Genomic DNA, 24,956 nt, shown 5'->3' on the forward strand with positions numbered 1-24,956 from the left:
AGGTTAAAAATTGTTTTTTTTTGTTATGTTAGCATTCCGATACATATTACAAATATCTTGATAACTAAAATTTATGCCTAATTTGCTGATTATTTCTAACGAAAAATCATAATCAAGTCGCTGATAACTTTCAATCCCTAATTGAACATCAAGTAAAAAGACTGTTTTTGGTTTTTTTGCCCCTTGAAATTCTGGTTTTAAGATATATTTTCGTCGTTTAAAAGTAACTTCACCATTACGAAAAACCAAAGTTCGTTGATAAAATCCTTTTGTAATATAACGTGCTTTGCGTCAGTCCTTATTAAAAATATAGTTATCAATATATTCAAAAATATTTTTAAATAGTATTCAAGCTTCAGAACTAATTTCATTGTTTAATAAGTGCTGTAATAGGGATATTGGGGATAATTTCATTAATTAAATCAATAAAAGAGTTATTATTTTCGTTTAAAAACTCTTGGATTCTAGTTATAATATTCATAGGATAGTTTTCTTTCTAATTTTTTTCAAACTTAATTATACTGAAAACTTTCTTTTTTATTTTCCCCAACTTTGGCAACGCAATCATCAAAACAATTAGAAAATACTCAATTAAAATTTAAAAAATTAAATGGCCAAATACAAATCGATGAAACATTTATTAAAGAAATCCATAAAGGTAATTTTAAAGATAAATTTGATAAACGAAAAACTCATCTTGATCCATTTTACAATAACACTAAATGTTGTATTCAAATGGCGGTTGATACTAATAATAATATTTTTGTTCAATCCACTAATACCAAACGATTACAAAAACAGTGAATTATTGAAAATATGAATACAAAATTAATTAACAAAAATTCCATTATTATTTCTGATATGCAACCATTATATTTATTAGTAGCAAAACAAACAAGTTCTACTTTATATGCCACTAAAACTAGGACAAATCCTGATGCCAGTTATCGAAAATTAAATAAAATTAGTAAATTACAAGCAAGTCTTAAAGAAGCCTTAATTCATTATCATGGTTTAGGTTTTACTAACATTCAAAATTATTTAAATCTCTGAAAATGAAAATACCAACACAAAGATTTAACACCAAACCAACAAGCAACGGTATTATATTTTAACATCTAAAAAAGTTAAAGAACAATAATAATCTTCCATATGTCCTTATCTTGTGATAATTTCGTAATAGTTATCTAGCAAAAATTTCGCAACCATTTAAAATTAAAAATGGTGATAACAATGGAAAGAAAACTAACAATGAAAGAACAACATAAATACAAAACAATTGAAAAAATTATTAACAATAAAATATCAAAGCAAAGAGCTGCAAATATTTTACACTTATCAATTCGTCGCATTGAACAACTTATAAAACTTTATGATCCACAAAATAGTCAATCATTTGCTCACCATTCTCGTGGAAGGATAGCTCACAATAAAACAAATCCACAAATTTGTGAAAAGATTATAAATTTATATAAAACTAAATATATTGGCTTTAATTTTACTCATTTCAAAGAAAAATTAATCGAAAATGAAGGAATAAACATTTCATATTCAGTTTTATACAAATTAATGTCCTTAAATCAAATTAAAACACCTCGAAAGCAAAAAAATAAAGAAAAAAGATAAAACCCACCCTTTAAGAGAACATCTAAAATGTTTCGGCGAACTATTACAAGCTGATGCCAGTGAACATCATTGATTAGGACCAAATGGTCCAAAATGATTTTTACATGGCGCAATTGATGATACAACAAATACGGTTGTTGGATTATATTTTTCTTATCAATAAACATTACAAGGTTATTATAATGTTTTACATCAAATTTTACGAAATTATGGAATTCCCATGACATTTTATACCGATAAACGAACAATCTTTACATACCAAAAAAGTAGTGATAAAACCGAAGAAAAAGACACCTTTACTCAATTCAGACGATGCTGTGATGAATTAAGTGTCGAAATCATAACTACTTCAATTCCCCAAGCAAAGGGGCGAATTGAACGTTTATGAAGCACTCTACAAGATCGCTTGAAAAATTAATTAATTCTCGCAGGAGTAACCACTATTGAAGAAGCAAATACATTCTTAAAAGAATTTATAACCAAATTCAATAAACAATTTGCCATTCCTATTGATTATAACAATTCTATCTTTGTTGACGCTCCTAATAATGACAAAATTAATTTATTTTTATCAATCACTTCAACGCGACAAACAGACAATGGTTCATCAATTAGTTATAACAATAAAAAATATATGGCTTATAATAATAAAAAGTTAAAAGTCTTTAATTCAAAAACAAAAATTACAGTAATTAAAGCATTTGATGAAACATTATATTTAAAATATAACAATCAAATATAGAATTTATTAGAATACATTCCGGTTCCTATTAAAAATATTGAAAACAAAGTTCCCAAATCTAAAGCACATAAACCAAAACCAAATCATCCTTGAAATAATCAATATACATTACAAACATTATCAATTAAATAATTTTTCGAAATTTTTGCTAGATATTGACAATAATAATCTTCCACCAAATTCGTTTTCAAATTGTCATATTGATGATTTTTTCTATTTTATCAAGAGTTTTCGACAAAATTAAAAAACATTATATAATTAATTTATGCATAATTGATGTTTTTAAAAACATGTAATATATTTGCTTAATGTTGTGTTCCGCAGAGGTAGTTTTTTCTTTTTGTTCAAGCCCTTAAAAGAAAAAAGAGAACCAAAAAAAGAAAAAACCCCACCCTATACGAATAAGGAGATTAATTAATGAGAATTATTCCATATGAATTATATAAATATACTCCTAATTTAAGTTTAACGGCATTGCGAAAGGAATTTGGGATGTATGATTTTTGTTTAAATATGAACAAAAATAATAGTGCAATGCAACCATTTTTAAACTTAGGACGTAATTATTTTAATTTATCTTTTCAAAAATGATTTATTGAAATGAAAAAAAGAAGAAATTATGTTAATTCTTTTCATAAATTTTATGCTGAAAAAAGTAAATTTAGTCCTATTAAAACAGATTTCTTTTTGCTTTTAGAATGTTGTTTGCAGTGAGAATTAAAAGAATTTATGCCATATAATATAAATTTAAGTTGGTATGATATAGTTTTTGAATTTTTTAAAGAGTATAAAATAAGAGAATATTATTTTAATAATGAAAAATATCAAAATTTACTATACTGGTATAAAAATAAGTTTATGAGTTTAAATAAAACAGGGAAATTGAAACCTAAACAATTAAATATGATAGAGGTAATTGATTTTTGTAAATCAACATTATTAATTAACTTAGAAGGAGAAATTAAATACAAATAAAAATGATTAGTAAGGAGTTGGCGTAATAATGGGAGAACAAGAAAAAATATTAATTATGATAAATCGTTGGGGATATTTAAACACAGAACAAATTGCTTTGTTGGTTAATAAGAAGAAACGAGCAACCGAAGAACTTTTAAAAACATTACATAAAAAAGGATTGATAAAAATTGATAAGCATACCCATCGGAATATTTATTTATTAAGTCATAAAGGAAATACGTTTGCTGGTCGTGAACATAAAAAAAGTATTAAAATAAACTGTTATGAACTCGATCACCAAGATATGTTAATCAAATAACTTGTTGCACAAAACGATATAATTTCATATCAAACTGAACGCGAACTCAAAATGGAAAACGGCAATTTGAATGCTTATTCTGATTTAATTATCACAAAAAGTGATTATAGTGAAATTTATGTTGAATTTGAACGAACAAGAAAGTCGCCCGACCGTTTCAAAACCAAACTAATTAATTCGCGGGAATGACTTGTTAACGGAGGAAAAATTCACTGAGTTAGCCCAACACACCTACGAAATTTGAAACAACAAAAACATTTAATAAAAGAAAGGAAATAAACAAAAATGATAAAATTATTAAGTTTATTAACTATATCAATGTTAGCAACGATCGTTCCGACGCCATTGCTTGCCAATACAACACTAGAACAAACAAAACGCGATATTAGTACATTGACATCTAACTCAAATAGTGATTATTTACAATTAAAGAAAATTAGTGGAATTGGGAAGAGTATTTTTTATCCTGCACTAGATAGTAAAGACAATATTTATTTTGTTACCCGTGATAAGTTATTTGTGTTGAAACATGGAAGAACAACCCCAACTCCAATAAATGGAATTAAAGATAATATTCAATCGCTAGCTGTTGATACAAAAGACAATATTTACATTGCTACAAATAAGGGCTTATATAAATTAACCGTTGGGTCAGACACTCCAACCAAAATTGATGGTATAAGTTATGATATGTATTCGCTAGCTGTTGATACAAAAGACAATCTTTACTTTATTAAAGCTAATATGGAGGGAACATATTTATTGAAACACGGTGACCCAACAGCAAGTAAAATTGATATAATACCTAATTCAGTAAATAATATTGTTGTTGATACAAAAGACAATATTTATTTTGTTGATAATGATACCAATGGCACTTTTAAATTGTCTGTGGGGTCAGACACCCCAACAAAAATTAATGGTATAAGTCAAAAAATTAGAACTCTTAAAATTGATAGTAAAGACAATATTTACTATGTCCTAAGTGGGTCAGGTGGCTTTGTCTATGTGTTGAAACACGGTGATAAAAACTCAACTAAAAGTGATGGTATAAGTAGTGTTACTTCCCTTGCGATTGATAGTGAAGATAATGTCTACCTTGGTTCTGTTTTTTTTAATTTTAGTATTTTGCAAACTGCTTTATCTTGAATAAAGGAACAAAGTAAGTTTAATCTAGTTGATAGAACCAAAACGCAAACTTGAACTCTCCCTGACTTACTTACTGTTGATGGGGAATTAAATATTGATATTGCTAACCCAAACATTGATAAAGTTTTATTTGATAATGTTCAACAAAGTCAAACAAATAAACAATGAAATATCAATGTTAAACCCGAGACTAGCGAAAAAGACCATAATTTACAAGTATTTTTTACTTTGGATGGTAAACAATATATTATTGAAATTACGGTCTCTATGCAGGCTAAAATTGATCCGCCAACACCAAGTAAACAAGAAAATTTAAGTGATGTGATTAAATTTAGTGATGAGAATAACTTAGGCAGTATCTTAGACAACAACAACGGAACTATTATCTCTGCAATTACACAGAAAAATTCTCGTCAAGTTGATTTTTCCCAAATTGTAATTGAGAAAAAAGATATGCATTCGACAACTTTAACTGCTAAAAAAGACAGCAAAAGTTATCAAGGTTCCGTTGTTGTTAAATACAATGTTGTACCCGCAACAGTGGTTGATTTAAAAATTGATTTAAAACCAACATCACCATCAACACAAGTTGATGGTGATTATGTTGGCCAAATTGATAAAAACAGTATCACAAACCCAGTTAATACATTCTACTATGCAAATAGTGAAAGTAAAATCACTATGGTAAAACGTGTTGTAACAGGGGTGGTGTATGGTTGTGATGAGCAATGAAATAAAACATCACAATCAAACGCGATTAACCCAACAAGTGGGATTAAACTTGGTGGTTCTCAGTTAGCAACAAAGGATGGTAAATATGTTGTTGAACTTTATGACAACTTAGGTCACACAAACAACATATATTTACAAATTGCACCAAAACAAACAATCACAAACTATTTTGATACAGATAATGGTAAACAATTTGAACTATGAGCGAAAGCAAATGGACACGATGGCATTCGTGAGTATAGTGCTATACAACTAAACAAATTATTTGAAGAAAGCAAATCATGAATTAAACAAGCAAATGATAGTCAATTTGCCGACGCTACTGCTGCTTGATTTAAAGCTAATGATAAACTTGCTTCCAAAGAATCATTGACAAAAGAGCAAGTTATTGAGCAGTTAAAAACTGAAATTCCAAGTGCAAATGACATAAAAATTGATGGGGTAAATACAAGCAATTATGATGTAAACAAGGTGGGGTTTGAAATAAACAAAAGTGAATTTAAACCAAACGACAAAGTTAATATTGTTGTTAAATATGGTTCAGAAAACTCAAATAGTTTCACATTACAAATTGGAAACAGCAACCCACCAAACAATAACAAAAAAGGATTAACGGGATGAGCAATTATTGGTATTGTTATTGGTTCTTTATCAGGATTACTACTGCTTGGTTGATTATTTAAAAAGTTTGTGGTTACTCCTTATATTTTAGAACCAATCCGCAAGAAAAAAGCGAAAGCGTTTGCTGAAAAAACCGCAAAAGACATCGCTCAAATGAAAAAGGATGAAGCCGAAGAAGAAGCCAAACGAAAAGGCGGAAAATAAATACGAACTGAACAATATTTTTTGCCGTTATTATTCTGGCGTTTATTTTTTGAAAACCAACACTATGGTTATTAAGGAAAATATTGTTTATTTTAGGGTGTATAAGTGGTTTTTGCGAGGGCATTAGTGATATTAAAAAGAAAAAGAAATTAGATAAAGAAATAAATGGGGGTGATAAATATGATGTTGTTAGCAACAAAAAGTGATTTACAAGATTATGATAATTTAATTTCAGCGAGTGGTAGGTTAAATGAATATCAAAAATCAACAATTGCTAGTTCACCAACTGGAACATGTTTATTTTCCATTGGTACTAATAAGCGAATGTTGTTAAATATTTTTGCAAATGAAATTGAACAAGAAGCTTTTAGTTAGGAACTAAATTTATAAATAAAATAAAACAATGATTTAAAAAACTTAATAAATTTGAAAAAATAGTTTTGCTATCTTTTTCAATTATTTTAGCTTTCATCTTTTTTATTACTTTAATTAACATAATTGTTGCCCTTGCTTATGCCGTAATAAAACTAAAAGAAGTTACTGGAAACAATTTTGCAAAAGCTTTTGCAAAAGATATCTCCTTAAAAATTTCAACAATTATTGTGGCAATAATTATATTTATTTTTACTGGTTTTATTGGTTATCAAAAATGGAGACACTTTGATATATTTACTTACGAACAAAAGAAAAAAGAAAAGAAAATAGCACGAGAATTTAACCAAATTCCACAAAATAACCTAGTTAAATTAAACAATGATATTGGTTTAATAAAATCTAATTTAAACCAACACACACTTCTTATAGGGACAACTGGGAGCGGTAAAACAACAACGCTATTACAAATAGTAAAAGAGTTAAGAGTTAAATTCCGTGAAACTACAATTATTATTGACGGGAAAGGGGATATTGATTTGATTAACAAAGTTAAAAAACTTGACCCCAACGACTTTATTTGAGAAATAAATGGAATAACTGAATATAATCCATTTGCCAATAAAGATAAAGTTATTTTAGCAGATAAGATGATGTCGTTGTTTGAGTTTTCTGAACAATATTATCAAAATTTATATCATAATTATTTGTTATTATTACTTGATATAATAGACTTCTTGCGATACCTTGTTATTTATGCTTAAAAAGCAATTAAAATTTTTAAAAATACTTATTTTAAAGTTTAATTTAACTTTTTTAATTTGTAATTATATTTGTTTTTGTTAGTATCGCAAGAAGTCTATTAAAAAAATAAAAATAATAGCTAATTATCCATTAATTGCTGAATTATACTTGTAAGTGCAAGTAAATAAAATTGCAAAAAATCTCATATAAAAATTTTATGATGCTAAGTTTATTTTAGAAAAAATAAAGCAAGGAGTTTTTATATGGGATATAAACATCTTGGCATAGATGAAAGAATTTATATTGAGAATCAATTGAAGTTTAAAATAAAAATTAGTGAAATAGCTAAAAATCTTAATCGAAGTATTAGTACTATTATTCGAGAAGTTAATAGAAATAAAGATAATAATCATTATTTTTCATTAATTGCACAAAATAAAGCAGAAAATAGAAAACAATCACATATTTATTTTCATAAGTTTAAAAATAGAGAATTAGTAAAATATGTACAACAAAAATTATTATTAGGTTGATCACCCGAACAAATTTATGGCAGAATTAAAAATTTTCATAAAGAATGAATTATTAGTTTTAAAACAATTTACAATTGAATTTATTCTTGATTACTTGAAAAAGTTACTAATAAAAATTTAAGAAGAAAAGGTAAGAAACGAAAATATCAAGAAAATCAGGGTAAATTTAATGGTAAATCAATTAAAGAACGAAATGCTAATGTTAATAATCGCGTAACTCTTGGTCATTGAGAAGGTGATACCATAGTATCATCACGAGGTAAAAGTAAATCATGTTTAATAACTTTAGTTGAAAGAACATCAAGATTTACTTTAGCAATATTAGTTGAAAATAGAACTACTAAAGTTATTAACGAAAATATTAGCCATTATTTATCAATTCTTCCAAATAATCTTGTTAAGACTATAAAATTTGATCGTGGTAAAGAATTTGCTAATTGACAACAACTTGAAAAAAATTTAAATGTGAAAATTTATTTTGCTAATGCATATTCACCCTGACAAAGAGGTACTAATGAAAATACTAATGGTTTAATTAGAGAAAAATTTCCTAAAAAATTTAATTTTTCAAATACTACTAAAAATGCAGTTCATAAATTTATATTGTCTTTAAACCAAAGACCAAGAAAAATACTAAATTATCTTTCGCCAATCTAATATTTGGTTAGAAAAATAATTTAGTTGCACTTAACTTTACAATTTGGCAATTAAATAAAATAAAAATTGTATTTTTTATCAAAGAAAACATTAATAAATATCCACTAAATTTATTACTTGATGTAACAAATTTAAAGCGTAGTTATTGAGATAAATATAAAAATTATTCAAGTAATGGTAAGGATAGTGAACCATTAAAGAATATTGTAAAAGTCTATGAAGAAAATTTGAAACAATTTGGTTATCGTCGAATTACCAAATATTTAAAAGAAGATTATGGCATTGTTTATAATGCTAAGAAAGTATTACGAATTATGAAAGAAAATAATATTCAAGCTGAATATGTAAAGCGTATGCGTAGAAAAATATTAATAAAACAAAATAGAAATAAAAATATAATTAAATATCCTGATTTAGTAAATCGTAATTTTAATGATATTAAAGAAAGATTTTCAATTTTATTTACTGATGTAACTTATTTAATTTGAAATGGTAAAAAACATTATCAATCATCAATAATTGATGGATATACTAAAGAAATTATTGATGTAAAATGATCAAAATTTAATAATAACAAACTTGTAATTGATAATTTAAATGCTGCAATTAATAAAATTAAAAAAATAAAAAAAGATCTAAATAAAACAATAATTCATTCAGATCACGGATATCAATATACATCTAAAGATTATAATAGTAAATGTTTAGATAACAAAATTATAATTTCAATGGGTAAAAATTATCATTGTGCAGACAACATTATTATTGAAAGTTTTCATTCATTACTTAAAAAAGGAACAATCCATAATAAAAATTATAAATCTCATAATGAATATATTAATGATGTTAAAAAATGAAATAAATGATATTCAAACCAAAAAGAAAAAGATATAATAAATGAAAGTTTGTAAACCTTTTTATTAATACTTACTAAACGGGGTGCAGTCTAGTTTTCTTTGATAAAAAATACAATTTTTCTTTTATTTAATTGTAAAAGTCATGAAGCTTTTTTAGTAATTCATACCTAACTTTGTAATAGTTTAAATCTCTTTTTTCAAATGATTCTTTTGGACCTTTATTGGTGTTTAAAATTCCTTTCTTAAAATTTTCATACCATGAAGCAACAGTTTTTTTATTAATTGCATATTTTTTTGCAATAAAACTTATACTATTATTTTTAACCTCTTGTCCTATCCTTTTTCGAAAATCTGCTGTATATTTATTAAATTTTTGTCCTTTTCTTGCCATATAAAAATTCACCTCCTTTAAAGTTTAGCAAAGACTTTTTTTCTTTACTTACTTTTTGGGGTGCAGTCTATAGCTAAAATGGACTTTTTACAAATTTCTATATTTTATAAGGTTTTTTGACTTTATCAAGATTTTTCGACAAAATTAAAGTTTATTTCAAAGAAGTTCTTATTCAAAGCTTATTTTCGATATCCACGCACCAATAAATAAAACGAACCTAATAAAATATTAACAAAAAAGAACGTGGTAATGACTGAGACTACCGCTGGATATTGAAAGTGTTGTTTAAATACTGTTCACATTAAAATTTGTCAAAGTAAACCAACTACTAATCATGTTAGCATTTGAACAAAAATTAATAAATTATATGAAAATTCTTGCATATGTGCTAAACAAAATAACATAAAATACAACGGAATAAAACTAACGACCATTAACACAATTGCAACAATTAAAATAATTCAATTTGCTGCTACATATCTTGTTGTTGATGTAAAAGCGGGAAAAATCATAATCACAACAAAACCAATCATTAAGACAATCATGCCAATGTTACTTTCTAATCGTTGGCGTAACTCACGACGCGAAGAAATATTAATATATCCTAATCATTGGATAAAGTTAGCATCAAAGCCACCGCGATGACCAGATGATGATGGTAATAGCAATTCAATTGCAATGCGAATTGATAAACCAATCACAACACTAGCAACAGCAAGTGGCATCACAAAAATAACTAGTTCAGTCCCGGCGTGTATTACGCCTGGTGCTTGGGCAAAAAATTGTCCTAACCCTTCTTGATTAATCATTAAACCTAAAATAGAAAAAACATTCGGTTGAAATTGGACATTGTTCATTCATGTTACTAACCCTTGCCCCTCTGGTAAATTATATCAACGACTTTCTTGCTCTTGGACAAAAGAAAACCCATCTGCAATTGCAATTAAAAATAATCCTAAAAATAAAGAAATATATAAAATAAAACTGCCAATTGTTGTTATTCATTTTCCAACTAATAAACGAATATTTCATTTTCAATGGGCAGTTGTCGCATTTGTTAATAACACAGCAACAAAAATTGCTGTTCCAACAGCAAATAAGGTAAAAATTGGGACCAAAATATATAAATCAATTACTCAAAATTTAAAAAGAGCAAAACCATTTAAAATAAAAATTGCTTTAAACGATCCATATGATAATAAAAAATTTAAAATATTATAAGCACTATTGCCCTTCAAAGATTTTAACGGATTGGGAATAAAATCTTTAACACTTAATGAATTAATAATTTCTTGTTTTAGCGCCGGTACTTGTTGATTTAAGGTTGGTACAACGGCCCCGGCAATAATAATTACAATTCCTGCTAAAAATCAAATAATACTAAATTTTAGTCAAGATTTTAATGCCATAGTTTTCTCCATTTTTCTAATAATCATAAGTATATTATACCAAGAAAACAAGAAAGATGGCATTTTATTTCTTTAATTTTGTCGAAAAATCTTGATATTTATAAAATATACCTAATTTTAGATATATTTTATAAATATCAAGATTTTTCGACAAAATTAAAGAAAACCCTTATAAAATATAGAAATTTGTAAAAAGTCCATTTTATTAAAAACCCAATAAAATCAAGGTTTTGTTAAAATATCAAGAGTTTTCGACAAAATTAAAGCAAATTTGTGGATTTGTTTTATTGTGAGCTATCCTTCCACGAGAATGGTGAGCAAATGATTGACTATTTTGTGGATCATAAAGTTTTATAAGTTGTTCAATGCGACGAATTGATAAGTGTAAAATATTTGCAGCTCTTTGCTTTGATATTTTATTGTTAATAATTTTTTCAATTGTTTTGTATTCATGTTGTTCTTTCATTGTTAGTTTTCTTTCCATTGTTATAGACTGCACCCAAAAAAGTAAGTAAAGAAAAAAAGTCTTTGCTAAACTTTAAAGGAGAAACATTTTTATATGGCAAGAAAAGGACAAAAATTTAATAAATATACAGCAGATTTTCGAAAAAGGATAGGACAAGAGGTTAAAAATAATAGTATAAGTTTTATTGCAAAAAAATATGCAATTAATAAAAAAACTGTTGCTTCATGGTATGAAAATTTTAAAAAAGAAATTTTAAACACCAATAAAGGTCCAAAAGAATCATTTGAAAAAAGAGATTTAAACTATTACAAAGTTAGGTATGAATTACTAAAAAAGCTTCATGACTTTTACAATTAAATAAAAGAAAAATTGTATTTTTTATCAAAGAAAACATTAATAAATATCCACTAAATTTATTACTTGATATAACAGATTTAAAGCGTAGTTATTGAGATAAATATAAAAATTATTCAAGTAATGGTAAGGATAGTGAACCATTAAAAAATATTGTAAAAGTCTATGAAGAAAATTTGAAACAATTTGGTTATCGTCGAATTACCAAATATTTAAAAGAAGATTATGGCATTGTTTATAATGCTAAGAAAGTATTACGAATTATGAAAGAAAATAATATTCAAGCTGAATATGTAAAGCGTATGCGTAGAAAAATATTAATAAAACAAAATAGAAATAAAAATATAATTAAATATCCTGATTTAGTAAATCGTAATTTTAATGATATTAAAGAAAGATTTTCAATTTTATTTACTGATGTAACTTATTTAATTTGAAATGGTAAAAAACATTATCAATCATCAATAATTGATGGATATACTAAAGAAATTATTGATGTAAAATGATCAAAATTTAATAATAACAAACTTGTAATTGATAATTTAAATGCTGCAATTAATAAAATTAAAAAAATAAAAAAAGATCTAAATAAAACAATAATTCATTCAGATCACGGATATCAATATACATCTAAAGATTATAATAGTAAATGTTTAGATAACAAAATTATAATTTCAATGGGTAAAAATTATCATTGTGCAGACAACATTATTATTGAAAGTTTTCATTCATTACTTAAAAAAGGAACAATCCATAATAAAAATTATAAATCTCATAATGAATATATTAATGATGTTAAAAAATGAAATAAATGATATTCAAACCAAAAAGAAAAAGATATAATAAATAAAAGTTTGTAAACCTTTTTATTAATACTTACTAAACGGGGTGCAGTCTAGACTAAAAGAAAATAATCGTTTTTAAAAAATATTTTAGTGATATAATATTGTTGTTCATATGACAATCTAATAAATCTTTCTTTTTTTTCAGTTAAAATTTAAAGTATGATTTAAGTATTCATTTGAATAAGAAAGGAGGGCGGCAAGGATGTATAATAACAGACCACAACACAACAAATTTAATAAAAAAGATGAACAGTTTATTAATGATGTAAAATTCTTACTAGCATCAAAACAACCACAATTAAAAACAGTTACTAGTAAAGATGGACAAACAAGAGATTTATGTGAATTTTGAGTTTTAGATAATGGTGAAGAAGTGCAATGCGTAGTATGAAATGATTTAGCAGAAAGATTAAATGCTGAATTTGATCTTGAAAACTTTAAAGCAATTACTATTACTTATAAAAAGAATTTCAATGATTTCACTGGTAAAACTCGTTATAGTGTTCGTGATTTTGCTTTTACTAATTAATTCATTCTTTAATTTTGAAGTAAAACAATAAAAACCTTTTAACAAGGGTTTTTTCTTTGTTTATGGGAAAGAAATTTAATCGTCTTTTATTTTGTTAACAAGACTTTTTTAATCGTCTTCTTGCGATACCGGCTTTTCTTATTAAGAATATTTCTATAAAATATAATTAAAAATAAAAAATATAAATTAGGAGAGTATAAAACTATGAAAAATGATAACTTTAAATTTCTTAATGATAAAGAATTATTACGATTATGGATTGGCAACCCTTTTTAGGACACTTTTTATATGGACTGTTGTTTTATAAATTCAACAGGTGTTAAATAATTTAAACTACCGTGAATTCGAATATTGTTATATCAATGCTCAAAGTCAAATAATTTGTATTTTAATTGGGTTAAATTTATAAATTTTTGCCCCTTGATAAATTCTGTTTTAAAACTTTTGTAAGTTGTTTCAGCCACAGCATTATCGTATGGACAGCCTTTATTGCTTAATGATCGTTTGATGTTAAAAGTATTTAAGATATTATCAATGATTTTATTTTTAAATTCATTACCCCGGTCAGTATGAAACAACGTAATTTGATTTAATGGTCTTGTAATTGAATAAAAGGCTTTTTGTTCTAGTTGGGCTGTTTTGTTTGTCCCGGCACTATAGCCAATTATTTCACGATTAAACAAGTCAATTAATAAACAAATATAATGTCATTTAGCACCAACTTGAACATATGTTAAATCACTAACAACAACTTCATTTGGTTGTTTATTATTAAATTCACGGTTTAAAACGTTGCTAATTTCGTCGTTATTAACCATTGACTTATGATTACGATATTTTAATTTGGTGTATTTAGATATTAACTGATTTTTAATCATAATTTGGCGAATTTTTCTTCGCGATAAGATAATATCTTTTCTGGTTAAAATAGCTTTAATTTTACGAGCTCCATAAATTTTGCGACTAGCATTAAATGCACTGATAAATTCTTGTTCATAATTATTAACATCAACCGTAGCGTATTTATTAATTTGATAGTAATATGTTGATTTTTCTATCTTTAATATTTGACCCATTTTTCGCACGGAATATTTTTCTTTATTATTGTTAATAATTTCTATTTTTTGCCGATTATCAGTGCTGCTTGCTTTAAAATGTCGTTTTCCATTCGTAATTGGATTAATTCTTTCCGCAAGGCAATCAAGTTCATTTTCTTCAACAGTGCGGTTATCTTTTGCTTTAAAAGATCCAGAATTATTTAATTTTTCAATTCACTGATATACGGCTGATTTTGACATCCCATATTCCTTAAAAATTTCAAGAATGGTTTTACCATTTTGATAAAGTAAAACAATTTGTTTTTTAAATTCATCGGTGTATGAATTTATTCCCATTTTTATATTCCTACTTTCTTCATAATTATATTTTATTTGAAAGTCCACATAAATATGGTCCAACTTATTGTAACCTATCCATCTTGTCCTATCCTTTTTCGAAAATCTGCTGTATATTTATTAAATTTTTGTCCTTTTCTTGCCATATAAAAATGTTTCTCCTTTAAAGTTTAGCAAAGACTTTTTTTCTTTACTTACTTTTTTGGGTGCAGTCTACTTTAAAGGAGAAACATTTTTATATGGCAAGAAAAGGACAAAAATTTAATAAATATACAGCAGATTTTCGAAAAAGGATAGGACAAGAGGTTAAAAATAATAGTATAAGTTTTATTGCAAAAAAATATGCAATTAATAAAAAAACTGTTGCTTCATGGTATGAAAATTTTAAGAAAGGAATTTTAAACACCAATAAAGGTCCAAAAGAATCATTTGAAAAAAGAGATTTAAACTATTACAAAGTTAGGTATGAATTACTAAAAAAGCTTCATGACTTTTACAATTGCTGAATTATACTTGTAAGTGCAAGTAAATAAAATTGCAAAAAATCTCATATAAAAATTTTATGATGCTAAGTTTATTTTAGAAAAAATAAAGCAAGGAGTTTTTATATGGGATATAAACATCTTGGCATAGATGAAAGAATTTATATTGAGAATCAATTGAAGTTTAAAATAAAAATTAGTGAAATAGCTAAAAATCTTAATCGAAGTATTAGTACTATTATTCGAGAAGTTAATAGAAATAAAGATAATAATCATTATTTTTCATTAATTGCACAAAATAAAGCAGAAAATAGAAAACAATCACATATTTATTTTCATAAGTTTAAAAATAGAGAATTAGTAAAATATGTACAACAAAAATTATTATTAGGTTGATCACCCGAACAAATTTATGGCAGAATTAAAAATTTTCATAAAGAATGAATTATTAGTTTTAAAACAATTTACAATTGAATTTATTCTGGATTACTTGAAAAAGTTACTAATAAAAATTTAAGAAGAAAAGGTAAGAAACGAAAATATCAAGAAAATCGGGGTAAATTTAATGGTAAATCAATTAAAGAACGAAATGCTAATGTTAATAATCGCGTAACTCTTGGTCATTGAGAAGGTGATACCGTAGTATCATCACGAGGTAAAAGTAAATCATGTTTAATAACTTTAGTTGAAAGAACATCAAGATTTACTTTAGCAATATTAGTTGAAAATAGAACTACTAAAGTTATTAACGAAAATATTAGCCATTATTTATCAATTCTTCCAAATAATCTTGTTAAGACTATAACATTTGATCGTGGTAAAGAATTTGCTAATTGACAACAACTTGAAAAAAATTTAAATGTGAAAATTTATTTTGCTAATGCATATTCACCCTGACAAAGAGGTACTAATGAAAATACTAATGGTTTAATTAGAGAAAAATTTCCTAAAAAATTTAATTTTTCAAATACTACTAAAAATGCAGTTCATAAATTTATATTGTCTTTAAACCAAAGACCAAGAAAAATACTAAATTATCTTTCGCCAATCGAATATTTGGTTAGAAAAATAATTTAGTTGCACTTAACTTTACAATTTGGCTAATATATAAAGTTAGGAGAAACATTTTTATATGGCTAAAGGTAAAATAAAAGGGTCTAAAGATCATTCTTTTGAATTTAAAGAAAAAATTGTTAATGAATACTCAATTAACAATAAATCTTATAGTGAAATAGCAAAAGAATATCATATTAGTTTAGCAACTATTTCAAAATGAGTAAATCAATTTCAACAAAATAAAGAAATTCTAAAAGAACGAAAAAAGCGAAAAGATTTTGAATTAAATAAGTTTAAAAAACCCTTAGAACGTGAAAAATATTTATTAAAAAAAGAAAATGAAAGAATAAAAGCTGAGAATGAGGTTTTAAAAAAGCTTGTTGCTCTTCCAAAGATAAAAACAAAAACAAACATTAGAAAACAAATTGCTTTTATTAAATCAGAATTGCAAGTTTCAAAAATTACTTTATCATGATATTTAAAAGAATTAAGAATTTCATATGATACTTGAAATAAATATTCAAAAAATTGTGATGAATATCAACCAAATATTGATTATTCAATATATGAAATAATTAAAGCAATTCATAGAGAAAATAGTATTAAAGGACACAGACAAATTAAATTATCTTTGGAAGAGCAAAAAATTAATGTGTCGAATTCAACAGTTTATCGTTATATGAAATTAGCTAATAGAATTTCTAGTGTAAGAATTAAAACAAGAAAAAAAAATAATCATTTCTTAAAAATGACAAATGAACATATTCGACATAAATATCTATTAAAACGTAATTTTAAAGCTGAAAAAAATAATCAAAAGTGATCAATTGATATTACGTATGTTAAAACAATCACAGAATGAGTATATTTATTTGCAATCAAGGATTTATTTAGTAATTTAATAGTAAATTATTCTTTAACAACAACTCCAACAGTAAATTGAGTAAATAATTGTATCAAAGAAGCAATTATTAAAAGAAAAATAATCAAAGGTGAATTAACTATTAATTCTGATCAAGGTATTCATTTCACTTCAAAAGCTTATGAAAAATTATTAAAAAAACACGGTATAAATATAAGTATGTCAAGAAGAGGCAATTGTTTAGATAATTCACCGATTGAAAATTTATTTTCAATTCTTAAAACCGAGAACTCAGAATTATCACACTGTAAAAATATTTTAGAAGTAAAAAATATTGTAGATAATTATATAATTCATTATAATGAAAAAAAAGAAAAATTTTAAATTTAAAAATGCCACCACTTCAATATGAAATTAAAGCATTTTTTAATTAAAATTCTCAGTTATCTGAAACTGTGCACCTATTAATATAAATTAATATTTTTTATACCTCAATCTTTTTTATGCGACCACTTTTAAAAGGGTTCCTTCGTTTATTTTGGAATAATTTCTGAAACAATTCCTAAAATGTTGTCTTTAAAATATCAAATCAAGATACAAATTAAAGTAATAACTCCTAATAAAATAATAGTATAAATAATGCGTTTAATTTTAAGATATTTTATGATTAAACATATTAAAACAATAAAAATAATGACAATTGTTGAAGGCATTCCAATTGAAATAATTTTATTTCAAATTTCCTGTGATTTTATTATATCTGTTAAAAATAACATTTTTTATATCCTTTCTAATTGGTAAAATTCATAGATATTAATTCCATCGATAGATAAATTATATCAATTTTTTATTATTTTGTATATTGTAAATTCAAATGCAACGCAATCTGGATTGTGTTGCCAAAGTTGGGGAAAATAAAAAAGAAAGTTTTCAGTATAATTAAGTTTGAAAAAAATTAGAAATAAAACTATCCTATGAATATTATAACTAGAATCCAAGAGTTTTTAAACGAAAATAATAACTCTTTTATTGATTTAATTAATGAAATTAGCCCCAATATCCCTATTACAGCACTATTATCCTATTTAAAAAATGAAATTAGTTCTGAAGCTTGAATACTATTTAAAAATATTTTTGAATATATTGATAACTATATTTTTAATAAGGACTGACGCAAAGCACGTTATATTCCAAAAGGATTTTATCAACGAACTTTGGTTTTTCGTAATGGTGAAGTTACTTTTAAACGACGAAAATATATCTTAAAACCAGAATTTCAAGTGGCAAAAAAACCAAAAACGGTCTTTTTACTTGATATTCAATTAGGGATTGAAAGTTATCAGCGACTTGATTATGATTTTTCGTTAGAAATAATCAGCAAATTAGGCATAAATTTTAGTTATCAAGATATTTGTAATATGTATCGGAATGCTAACATAACAAAAAAACAATTTTTAACCTTATTAAACGGTTTGATATTAAACATTTGTTAGAACTAATGCTAGATGAACCAGATACAAAACTAAAACATGATGGGGTTATTTATATTGAAACCGATGAAGCATATCGCAATGCCATTAGTTATCAAATCAAAAAACGATTAAAAATTAAGAAAAGAATCCGTTTAATCGTCTTTCATACTGGTTATAAAGATCCTAAAATAATACGAAAAACAATGCATAATGTCAAATTTCTAGTAACAATGACTAATGAAGTTAAAAAAATTAATTCTAAAAAATACTGACAAGGAATTAAAGAATTTATTAACTTAAATTATGAATCACCCGAGACAACTAAAATTATTGTGCTTGGTGATGGTGCACAATATATTTCAACGGTTGAAAAACACATCAATGTTGAATTTATCATTGATCGTTTCCATGTTATTAAAAAAATTAAAGATTGTCTCCGTGGTCCACGATATTATAAACGTTATTTATTTAATAAAATTAGAAAAGCAATTATAAAATTAAACTGAAACAAGGTTACAAAATACCTTGAATGAGCTTATCAGCTTGTTAAAACCGAAGAAGCGAAAGGAAAGTTACAAGAAATATCTAATTATTTAAGAACATACTATGGAGCAATTCAAAAATGAGAATATCAAGAAAATATTGGTTGTCGCATTGAAAGTTATGTTGCTCGAATTATTAAAGTAATGTTTCGTTCAAAACCAAAAATATTTAATGAAAAAACGATTTACAAAGTAATGTTATTAAAACAATTGACAGCTAATGGGATTAATCCCTTTCAAGAACTAACAGAAATTAAAAATCTTCAAGTAAAAAATGAACAAATTACTTGAAGATGAATATTTAAAAAGATGAATAATCCAGAAGTTAAACAATATAACTTACCAGTATTCACCGCTTCTACATTATCAAATACTAAAACTCTTTTAAAGAAAATAGTTTATAATTATTATTAGAACTTAATGCTGAAAACTTTTCCCCAACATTTTACACGCTACCCGCAATCCAAATTTAAAAAAATAGAAAAATATATTGACAATAAAATTAAAAGTAATATAATCTAGATAAGTAAGTGGTATATTATTCCACAATTTCTAAGGTATTAATTAAAACCCTTAAATAATACATACAACCAAAAATTATTCAAGTAATGGTAAGGATAGTGAATCATTAAAAAATATTGTAAAAGTCTATGAAGAAAATTTAAAACAATTTGGTTATCGTCGAATTATCAAATATTTAAAAGAAGATTATGGCATTGTTTATAATGCTAAGAAAGTATTACGAATTATGAAAGAAAATAATATTCAAGCTGAATATGTAAAGCGTATGCGTAGAAAAATATTAATAAAACAAAATAGAAATAAAAATATAATTAAATATCCTGATTTAGTAAATCGTAATTTTAATGATATTAAAGAAAGATTTTCAATTTTATTTACTGATGTAACTTATTTAATTTGAAATGGTAAAAAACATTATCAATCAACAATAATTGATGGATATACTAAAGAAATTATTGATGTAAAATGATAAAAATTTAATAATAACAAAATTGTAATTGATAATTTAAATGCTGCAATTAATAAAATTAAAAAAATAGCTGAATTATACTTGTAAGTGCAAGTAAATAAAATTGCAAAAAATCTCATATAAAAATTTTATGATGCTAAGTTTATTTTAGAAAAAATAAAGCAAGGAGTTTTTATATGGGATATAAACATCTTGGCATAGATGAAAGAATTTATATTGAGAATCAATTGAAGTTTAAAATAAAAATTAGTGAAATAGCTAAAAATCTTAATCGAAGTATTAGTACTATTATTCGAGAAGTTAATATAAATAAAGATAATAATCATTATTTTTCATTAATTGCACAAAATAAAGCAGAAAATAGAAAACAATCACATATTTATTTTCATAAGTTTAAAAATAGAGAATTAGTAAAATATGTACAACAAAAATTATTATTAGGTTGATCACCCGAACAAATTTATGGCAGAATTAAAAATTTTCATAAAGAATGAATTATTAGTTTTAAAACAATTTACAATTGAATTTATTCTGGATTACTTGAAAAAGTTACTAATAAAAATTTAAGAAGAAAAGGTAAGAAACGAAAATATCAAGAAAATCGGGGTAAATTTAATGGTAAATCAATTAAAGAAAGAAATGCTAATGTTAATAATCGCGTAACTCTTGGTCATTGAGAAGGTGATACCGTAGTATCATCACGAGGTAAAAGTAAATCATGTTTAATAACTTTAGTTGAAAGAACATCAAGATTTACTTTAGCAATATTAGTTGAAAATAGAACTACTAAAGTTATTAACGAAAATATTAGCCATTATTTATCAATTCTTCCAAATAATCTTGTTAAGACTATAACATTTGATCGTGGTAAAGAATTTGCTAATTGACAACAACTTGAAAAAAATTTAAATGTGAAAATTTATTTTGCTAATGCATATTCACCCTGACAAAGAGGTACTAATGAAAATAGTAATGGTTTAATTAGAGAAAAATTTCCTAAAAAATTTAATTTTTCAAATACTACTAAAAATGCAGTTCATAAATTTATATTGTCTTTAAACCAAAGACCAAGAAAAATACTAAATTATCTTTCGCCAATCGAATATTTGGTTAGAAAAATAATTTAGTTGCACTTAACTTTACAATTTGGCAAATAAAAAAAGATCTAAATAAAACAATAATTCATTCAGATCACGGATATCAATATACATCTAAAGATTATAATAGTAAATGTTTAGATAACAAAATTATAATTTCAATGGGTAAAAATTATCATTGTGCAGACAACATTATTATTGAAAGTTTTCATTCATTACTTAAAAAAGGAACAATCCATAATAAAAATTATAAATCTCATAATGAATATATTAATGATGTTAAAAAATGAAATAAATGATATTCAAACCAAAAAGAAAAAGATATAATAAATGAAAGTTTGTAAACCTTTTTATTAATACTTACTAAACAGGGTGCAGTCTAATTTAATTTAAGCGTTTGTTTTTTAATTAATTCTGCTTCTTTTTTGACTTTTTCATAAAATTCTTTTAATTTTGTCGAAAACTCTTGATACTTTAATAAAATCAGGATTTTATTGGGTTTTTGATAAAATGTGAATAGGTTACAATAAGTTGGACCATATTTATGTGGACTTTCAAATAAAATATAATTATGAAGAAAGTAGGAATATAAAAATGGGAATAAATTCATACACCGATGAATTTAAAAAACAAATTGTTTTACTTTATCAAAATGGTAAAACCATTCTTGAAATTTTTAAGAAATATGGGATGTCAAAATCAGCCGTATATCAGTGAATTGAAAAATTAAATAATTCTGGATCTTTTAAAGCAAAAGATAATCGCACTGCTGAAGAAAATGAACTGATTGCCTTGCGGAAAGAATTAATCCAATTACGAATGGAAAACGACATTTTAAAGCAAGCAGCACTGATAATCGGCAAAAAATAGAAATTATTAACAATAATAAAGAAAAATATTTCGTGCGAAAAATGGGTCAAATATTAAAGATAGCAAAATCAACATATTACTATCAAATTAATAAATACGCTACGGTTGATGTTAATAATTATGAACAAGAATTTATCAGTGCATTTAATGCTAGTCGCAAAATTTATGGAGCTCGTAAAATTAAAGCTATTTTAACCAGAAAAGATATTATCTTATCGCGAAGAAAAGTTCGCCAAATTATGATTAAAAATCAGTTAGTATCTAAATACACCAAATTAAAATATCGTAATCATAAGTCAATGGTTAATAACGACGAAATTAGCAACGTTTTAAACCGTGAATTTAATAATAAACAACCAAATGAAGTTGTTATTAGTGATTTAACATATGTTCAAGTTGGTGCTAAATGACATTATATTTGTTTATTAATTGACTTGTTTAATCGTGAAATAATTGGCTATAGTGCCGGGACAAACAAAACAGCCCAACTAGGACAAAAAGCCTTTTATTCAATTACAAGACCATTAAATCAAATTACGTTATTTCATACTGACCGGGGTAATGAATTTAAAAATAAAATCATTGATAATATCTTAAATACTTTTAACATCAAACGATCATTAAGCAATAAAGGCTGTCCATACGATAATGCTGTGGCTGAAACAACTTACAAAAGTTTTAAAACGGAATTTATCAAGGGGCAAAAATTTATAAATTTAACCCAATTAAAATACAAATTATTTGACTTTGAGCATTGATATAACAATATTCGAATTCACGGTAGTTTAAATTATTTAACACCTGTTGAATTTATAAAACAACAGTCCATATAAAAAGTGTCCTAAAAAGGGTTGCCAATCCAATGTATTTATTGCAAATTTCTATATTTTATAAGGGTTTTTGACTTCATCAAGAGTTTTCTACAAAATTAAAGAAAGACTTTGATAAATTAAAAAACAAATATATCAAAATAAAGAAAAAAGATAAAAAACTAACCGAAACAATAAATTTATAAGAATTATCAGACACTAAAAATATTGCTCAGCAATTATATGCTGAAGTGGTATTACCCCATTTTCAACATAAAAATGAGGAAATTATTCCAAATGGACAAGAAATTATTACAACAGCACAAGGAACATACCAAAATTTAGAAACTAAGTTTCATAATTTTGAAATAAATACTGATATACTGATCAAGCAATCGCTGACTCAAAGAAAAATACTCAATGATATCTTCCTAAAGCAAAGATAAATCCAATTTCAAAATCCCCACGTGCAAAATTTCATCCGCAAGAATTATCAAATTTAGAACCACAAGCAGGACCAAGTCAAATTACGACCCCAAAATTACCTCCTAAACCAAAATTAACAAATTCACAAAAAAATAGCATTATTGCAATTAATAAACAAATAAAAAATATTACAGAACAAGACCAATAAAATCTTGCAATCGAAGATGAAATAAATTCAAGATAACATTAAAATGGGACGAATCCATCGAAAATGGGGATTTTATCCCATTTTTAATTTAAATAAAAAATTACATTTCTACTTGCTTTTAATTTAAAAATTAGTTATTATTTTATAGTATGTAGATATAAAGGAGTGAAATTATGGCAAGAAAATGTGAAATTACTGGTAAAAGAGCTTTATCAGGAAATAAAAGATCACACGCTTTAAATGCAACCCGTCGTAAATGAAATATTAATTTACAAAAAGTAAGGATTGTTGTTAATGGTGAAGTTAAAACATTACGTGTTGCAACAAGAACTTTAAAAACATTAAAGCATAAAGGTCAAATTGCGCAATAAATAAAGCTCACAGAAACAATTAAGACATAATAAAAAAGTAAGGATAAATTTTAAAATTTATCCTTTAATTTTGTAGAAAACTCTTGATAAAGTCAATAAAGTCAAAAAAATCATCAATATAACAATTTGAAAACGAATTTGATGGAATATTATTATTGTTCTTTAACTTTTTTAGATGTTAAAATATAATACCGTTGCTTGTTGGTTTGGTGTTAAATCTTTGTGTTGGTATTTTCATTTTCAGAGATTTAAATAATTTTGAATGTTAGTAAAACCTAAACCACGATAATGAATTAAGGCTTCTTTAAGACTTGCTTGTAATTTACTAATTTTATTTAATTTTCGATAACTGGCATCAGGATTTGTCCTAGTTTTAGTGGCATATAAAGTAGAACTTGTTTGTTTTGCTACTAATAAATATAATGGTTGCATATCAGAAATAATAATGGAATTTTTGTTAATTAATTTTGTATTCATATTTTCAATAATTCACTGTTTTTGTAATCGTTTGGTATTAGTGGATTGAACAAAAATATTATTATTAGTATCAACCGCCATTTGAATACAACATTTAGTGTTAGTGGAAAATGGATCAAGATGAGTTTTTCGTTTATCAAATTTATCTTTAAAATTACCTTTATGGATTTCTTTAATAAATGTTTCATCGATTTGTATTTGGCCATTTAATTTTTTAAATTTTAATTGAGTATTTTCTAATTGTTTTGATTGCATTAATTTTTGACGATTATATCAAGCTGTTTTGGGTGTTGTGTTAAATAATAGACTTCTTGCGATACTATGATAATCATTGCAAATTAATTCATAAAGAAAAAATACAAATAGGAATTTATACCTGCACAGTTTCAGAT

The 24,956-nt window shown here is 25.1% G+C and carries 31 protein-coding genes and 1 pseudogene; 25 read left to right on the top strand and 7 right to left on the bottom strand.

Translation table 4 applies throughout. The features are described 5' to 3' along the window. Positions 1 to 3: 3 nt before the first annotated feature. Positions 4 to 414, bottom strand: coding sequence for a UPF0236 family transposase-like protein (locus tag ACQH23_RS08750; protein ID WP_425378041.1), 411 nt, complete (start codon positions 412 to 414; stop codon positions 4 to 6). 138 nt (positions 415 to 552) lie between these two features. On the opposite strand from ACQH23_RS08750, the gene ACQH23_RS08755 reads away from it, so the two are divergent. The 10 genes from ACQH23_RS08755 to ACQH23_RS08800 all read left to right on the top strand — a co-directional run bounded on the left by ACQH23_RS08755 (position 553) and on the right by ACQH23_RS08800 (position 9,567). Beyond that, positions 553 to 1,122, top strand: coding sequence for a transposase (locus tag ACQH23_RS08755; protein ID WP_425378042.1), 570 nt, complete (start codon positions 553 to 555; stop codon positions 1,120 to 1,122). A gap of 129 nt (positions 1,123 to 1,251) precedes the next feature. Beyond that, positions 1,252 to 1,626 (top strand): hypothetical protein, encoded by a 375-nt coding sequence (locus tag ACQH23_RS08760; RefSeq protein ID WP_425378043.1) that lies wholly within the window; start codon positions 1,252 to 1,254, stop codon positions 1,624 to 1,626. A gap of 220 nt (positions 1,627 to 1,846) precedes the next feature. Then, the gene (locus tag ACQH23_RS08765) at positions 1,847 to 2,044 is read left to right on the top strand and encodes a hypothetical protein (protein ID WP_425378044.1); all 198 of its coding nucleotides are present in this window, start codon (positions 1,847 to 1,849) and stop codon (positions 2,042 to 2,044) included. Positions 2,045 to 2,785: 741 nt separating this feature from the next. Next, entirely contained in the window at positions 2,786 to 3,343 is a 558-nt protein-coding gene (locus ACQH23_RS08770) for a hypothetical protein (protein ID WP_425378045.1), read from the top strand. A gap of 28 nt (positions 3,344 to 3,371) precedes the next feature. Then, the gene (locus tag ACQH23_RS08775; protein WP_425378046.1) at positions 3,372 to 3,644 is read left to right on the top strand and encodes a hypothetical protein; all 273 of its coding nucleotides are present in this window, start codon (positions 3,372 to 3,374) and stop codon (positions 3,642 to 3,644) included. 285 nt (positions 3,645 to 3,929) lie between these two features. Continuing rightward, positions 3,930 to 6,350 carry a hypothetical protein gene (locus ACQH23_RS08780; RefSeq protein WP_425378047.1) on the top strand — a complete coding sequence of 807 codons (2,421 nt, stop codon included), beginning with the start codon at positions 3,930 to 3,932 and terminating at the stop codon, positions 6,348 to 6,350. A 171-nt stretch (positions 6,351 to 6,521) separates the two neighbouring features. After that, positions 6,522 to 6,725 carry a hypothetical protein gene (locus tag ACQH23_RS08785; RefSeq protein WP_425378048.1) on the top strand — a complete coding sequence of 68 codons (204 nt, stop codon included), beginning with the start codon at positions 6,522 to 6,524 and terminating at the stop codon, positions 6,723 to 6,725. 227 nt (positions 6,726 to 6,952) lie between these two features. Next, complete coding sequence (locus ACQH23_RS08790) at positions 6,953 to 7,486, top strand: type IV secretion system DNA-binding domain-containing protein (RefSeq protein ID WP_425378049.1); 534 nt, start codon at positions 6,953 to 6,955, stop codon at positions 7,484 to 7,486. A gap of 243 nt (positions 7,487 to 7,729) precedes the next feature. After that, complete coding sequence (locus ACQH23_RS08795) at positions 7,730 to 8,656, top strand: IS30 family transposase (RefSeq protein WP_425378050.1); 927 nt, start codon at positions 7,730 to 7,732, stop codon at positions 8,654 to 8,656. Between the two features lie 227 nt (positions 8,657 to 8,883). After that, complete coding sequence (locus ACQH23_RS08800; protein ID WP_425378051.1) at positions 8,884 to 9,567, top strand: DDE-type integrase/transposase/recombinase; 684 nt, start codon at positions 8,884 to 8,886, stop codon at positions 9,565 to 9,567. 73 nt (positions 9,568 to 9,640) lie between these two features. Here ACQH23_RS08800 and ACQH23_RS08805 read toward each other — a convergent pair whose 3' ends face one another. The 3 genes from ACQH23_RS08805 to ACQH23_RS08815 all read right to left on the bottom strand — a co-directional run bounded on the left by ACQH23_RS08805 (position 9,641) and on the right by ACQH23_RS08815 (position 11,779). Next, positions 9,641 to 9,904: a hypothetical protein gene (locus tag ACQH23_RS08805; protein ID WP_425377654.1), complete on the bottom strand. Its 264-nt coding sequence runs from the start codon at positions 9,902 to 9,904 to the stop codon at positions 9,641 to 9,643. A 179-nt stretch (positions 9,905 to 10,083) separates the two neighbouring features. Beyond that, on the bottom strand, positions 10,084 to 11,313 hold the full coding sequence (gene scm1, locus ACQH23_RS08810) for a motility-associated protein Scm1 (protein ID WP_425378052.1): 1,230 nt from the start codon (positions 11,311 to 11,313) through the stop codon (positions 10,084 to 10,086). Between the two features lie 205 nt (positions 11,314 to 11,518). Next, on the bottom strand, positions 11,519 to 11,779 hold the full coding sequence (locus tag ACQH23_RS08815; protein ID WP_425378053.1) for a hypothetical protein: 261 nt from the start codon (positions 11,777 to 11,779) through the stop codon (positions 11,519 to 11,521). Positions 11,780 to 11,872: 93 nt separating this feature from the next. Here ACQH23_RS08815 and ACQH23_RS08820 point away from each other — a divergent pair, with 93 nt between their 5' ends. The 3 genes from ACQH23_RS08820 to ACQH23_RS08830 all read left to right on the top strand — a co-directional run bounded on the left by ACQH23_RS08820 (position 11,873) and on the right by ACQH23_RS08830 (position 13,507). Continuing rightward, the gene (locus tag ACQH23_RS08820; protein ID WP_425378054.1) at positions 11,873 to 12,136 is read left to right on the top strand and encodes a hypothetical protein; all 264 of its coding nucleotides are present in this window, start codon (positions 11,873 to 11,875) and stop codon (positions 12,134 to 12,136) included. Positions 12,137 to 12,309: 173 nt separating this feature from the next. After that, positions 12,310 to 12,993, top strand: a complete 684-nt coding sequence (locus ACQH23_RS08825) for a DDE-type integrase/transposase/recombinase (protein ID WP_425378055.1) — start codon at positions 12,310 to 12,312, stop codon at positions 12,991 to 12,993. A gap of 187 nt (positions 12,994 to 13,180) precedes the next feature. Further along, positions 13,181 to 13,507, top strand: a complete 327-nt coding sequence (locus tag ACQH23_RS08830; RefSeq protein WP_425378056.1) for a hypothetical protein — start codon at positions 13,181 to 13,183, stop codon at positions 13,505 to 13,507. 284 nt (positions 13,508 to 13,791) lie between these two features. On the opposite strand, the gene ACQH23_RS08835 is transcribed toward ACQH23_RS08830, so the two are convergent. After that, positions 13,792 to 14,901 (bottom strand): IS3 family transposase, encoded by a 1,110-nt coding sequence (locus tag ACQH23_RS08835; RefSeq protein ID WP_425378057.1) that lies wholly within the window; start codon positions 14,899 to 14,901, stop codon positions 13,792 to 13,794. Between the two features lie 239 nt (positions 14,902 to 15,140). On the opposite strand from ACQH23_RS08835, the gene ACQH23_RS08840 reads away from it, so the two are divergent. From ACQH23_RS08840 to ACQH23_RS08850, 3 genes are all read left to right on the top strand, one after another. Next, entirely contained in the window at positions 15,141 to 15,434 is a 294-nt protein-coding gene (locus ACQH23_RS08840) for a hypothetical protein (RefSeq protein WP_425378058.1), read from the top strand. 75 nt (positions 15,435 to 15,509) lie between these two features. Next, entirely contained in the window at positions 15,510 to 16,460 is a 951-nt protein-coding gene (locus tag ACQH23_RS08845) for an IS30 family transposase (protein ID WP_425377887.1), read from the top strand. 55 nt (positions 16,461 to 16,515) lie between these two features. Further along, positions 16,516 to 17,685 carry an IS3 family transposase gene (locus ACQH23_RS08850; RefSeq protein WP_425378059.1) on the top strand — a complete coding sequence of 390 codons (1,170 nt, stop codon included), beginning with the start codon at positions 16,516 to 16,518 and terminating at the stop codon, positions 17,683 to 17,685. Positions 17,686 to 17,834: 149 nt separating this feature from the next. On the opposite strand, the gene ACQH23_RS08855 is transcribed toward ACQH23_RS08850, so the two are convergent. Further along, positions 17,835 to 18,077, bottom strand: coding sequence for a hypothetical protein (locus tag ACQH23_RS08855; RefSeq protein ID WP_425378060.1), 243 nt, complete (start codon positions 18,075 to 18,077; stop codon positions 17,835 to 17,837). A gap of 198 nt (positions 18,078 to 18,275) precedes the next feature. Here ACQH23_RS08855 and ACQH23_RS08860 point away from each other — a divergent pair, with 198 nt between their 5' ends. The 9 genes and pseudogenes from ACQH23_RS08860 (at position 18,276) to rpmB (ending at position 24,087) form a co-directional block, all read left to right on the top strand. Next, entirely contained in the window at positions 18,276 to 18,794 is a 519-nt protein-coding gene (locus tag ACQH23_RS08860) for a UPF0236 family transposase-like protein (RefSeq protein WP_425378061.1), read from the top strand. Positions 18,795 to 18,799: 5 nt separating this feature from the next. Beyond that, positions 18,800 to 19,729, top strand: a complete 930-nt coding sequence (locus tag ACQH23_RS08865; protein ID WP_425378062.1) for a UPF0236 family transposase-like protein — start codon at positions 18,800 to 18,802, stop codon at positions 19,727 to 19,729. A 247-nt stretch (positions 19,730 to 19,976) separates the two neighbouring features. Beyond that, a pseudogene (locus tag ACQH23_RS08870) lies at positions 19,977 to 20,042 on the top strand (hypothetical protein); the annotation flags it as partial. Positions 20,043 to 20,063: 21 nt separating this feature from the next. Then, positions 20,064 to 20,309 carry a hypothetical protein gene (locus ACQH23_RS08875; protein WP_425378063.1) on the top strand — a complete coding sequence of 82 codons (246 nt, stop codon included), beginning with the start codon at positions 20,064 to 20,066 and terminating at the stop codon, positions 20,307 to 20,309. A gap of 173 nt (positions 20,310 to 20,482) precedes the next feature. Beyond that, entirely contained in the window at positions 20,483 to 21,433 is a 951-nt protein-coding gene (locus tag ACQH23_RS08880; RefSeq protein WP_425378064.1) for an IS30 family transposase, read from the top strand. A 131-nt stretch (positions 21,434 to 21,564) separates the two neighbouring features. Then, positions 21,565 to 21,747 (top strand): hypothetical protein, encoded by a 183-nt coding sequence (locus ACQH23_RS08885; RefSeq protein WP_425377776.1) that lies wholly within the window; start codon positions 21,565 to 21,567, stop codon positions 21,745 to 21,747. Between the two features lie 250 nt (positions 21,748 to 21,997). Then, positions 21,998 to 23,106 (top strand): IS3 family transposase gene (locus ACQH23_RS08890; protein ID WP_425378065.1). Its coding sequence is split into 2 segments (ribosomal slippage): positions 21,998 to 22,238 and positions 22,238 to 23,106, totalling 1,110 coding nucleotides; the frame shifts between segments, so codons are not numbered across the junction. A 227-nt stretch (positions 23,107 to 23,333) separates the two neighbouring features. Beyond that, positions 23,334 to 23,528, top strand: coding sequence for a hypothetical protein (locus ACQH23_RS08895; RefSeq protein WP_425378066.1), 195 nt, complete (start codon positions 23,334 to 23,336; stop codon positions 23,526 to 23,528). Between the two features lie 361 nt (positions 23,529 to 23,889). Beyond that, the gene (gene rpmB / locus ACQH23_RS08900; RefSeq protein WP_425378067.1) at positions 23,890 to 24,087 is read left to right on the top strand and encodes a 50S ribosomal protein L28; all 198 of its coding nucleotides are present in this window, start codon (positions 23,890 to 23,892) and stop codon (positions 24,085 to 24,087) included. Positions 24,088 to 24,258: 171 nt separating this feature from the next. Here the strand turns inward: rpmB and ACQH23_RS08905 are convergent, their stop codons facing one another. Beyond that, on the bottom strand, positions 24,259 to 24,819 hold the full coding sequence (locus ACQH23_RS08905; RefSeq protein WP_425378068.1) for a transposase: 561 nt from the start codon (positions 24,817 to 24,819) through the stop codon (positions 24,259 to 24,261). Between the last annotated feature and the right edge of the window lie 137 nt (positions 24,820 to 24,956).

Source organism: Spiroplasma endosymbiont of Polydrusus pterygomalis, from assembly GCF_964030635.1.
Lineage (GTDB): Bacteria > Bacillota_I > Bacilli_A > Mycoplasmatales > Mycoplasmataceae > Spiroplasma.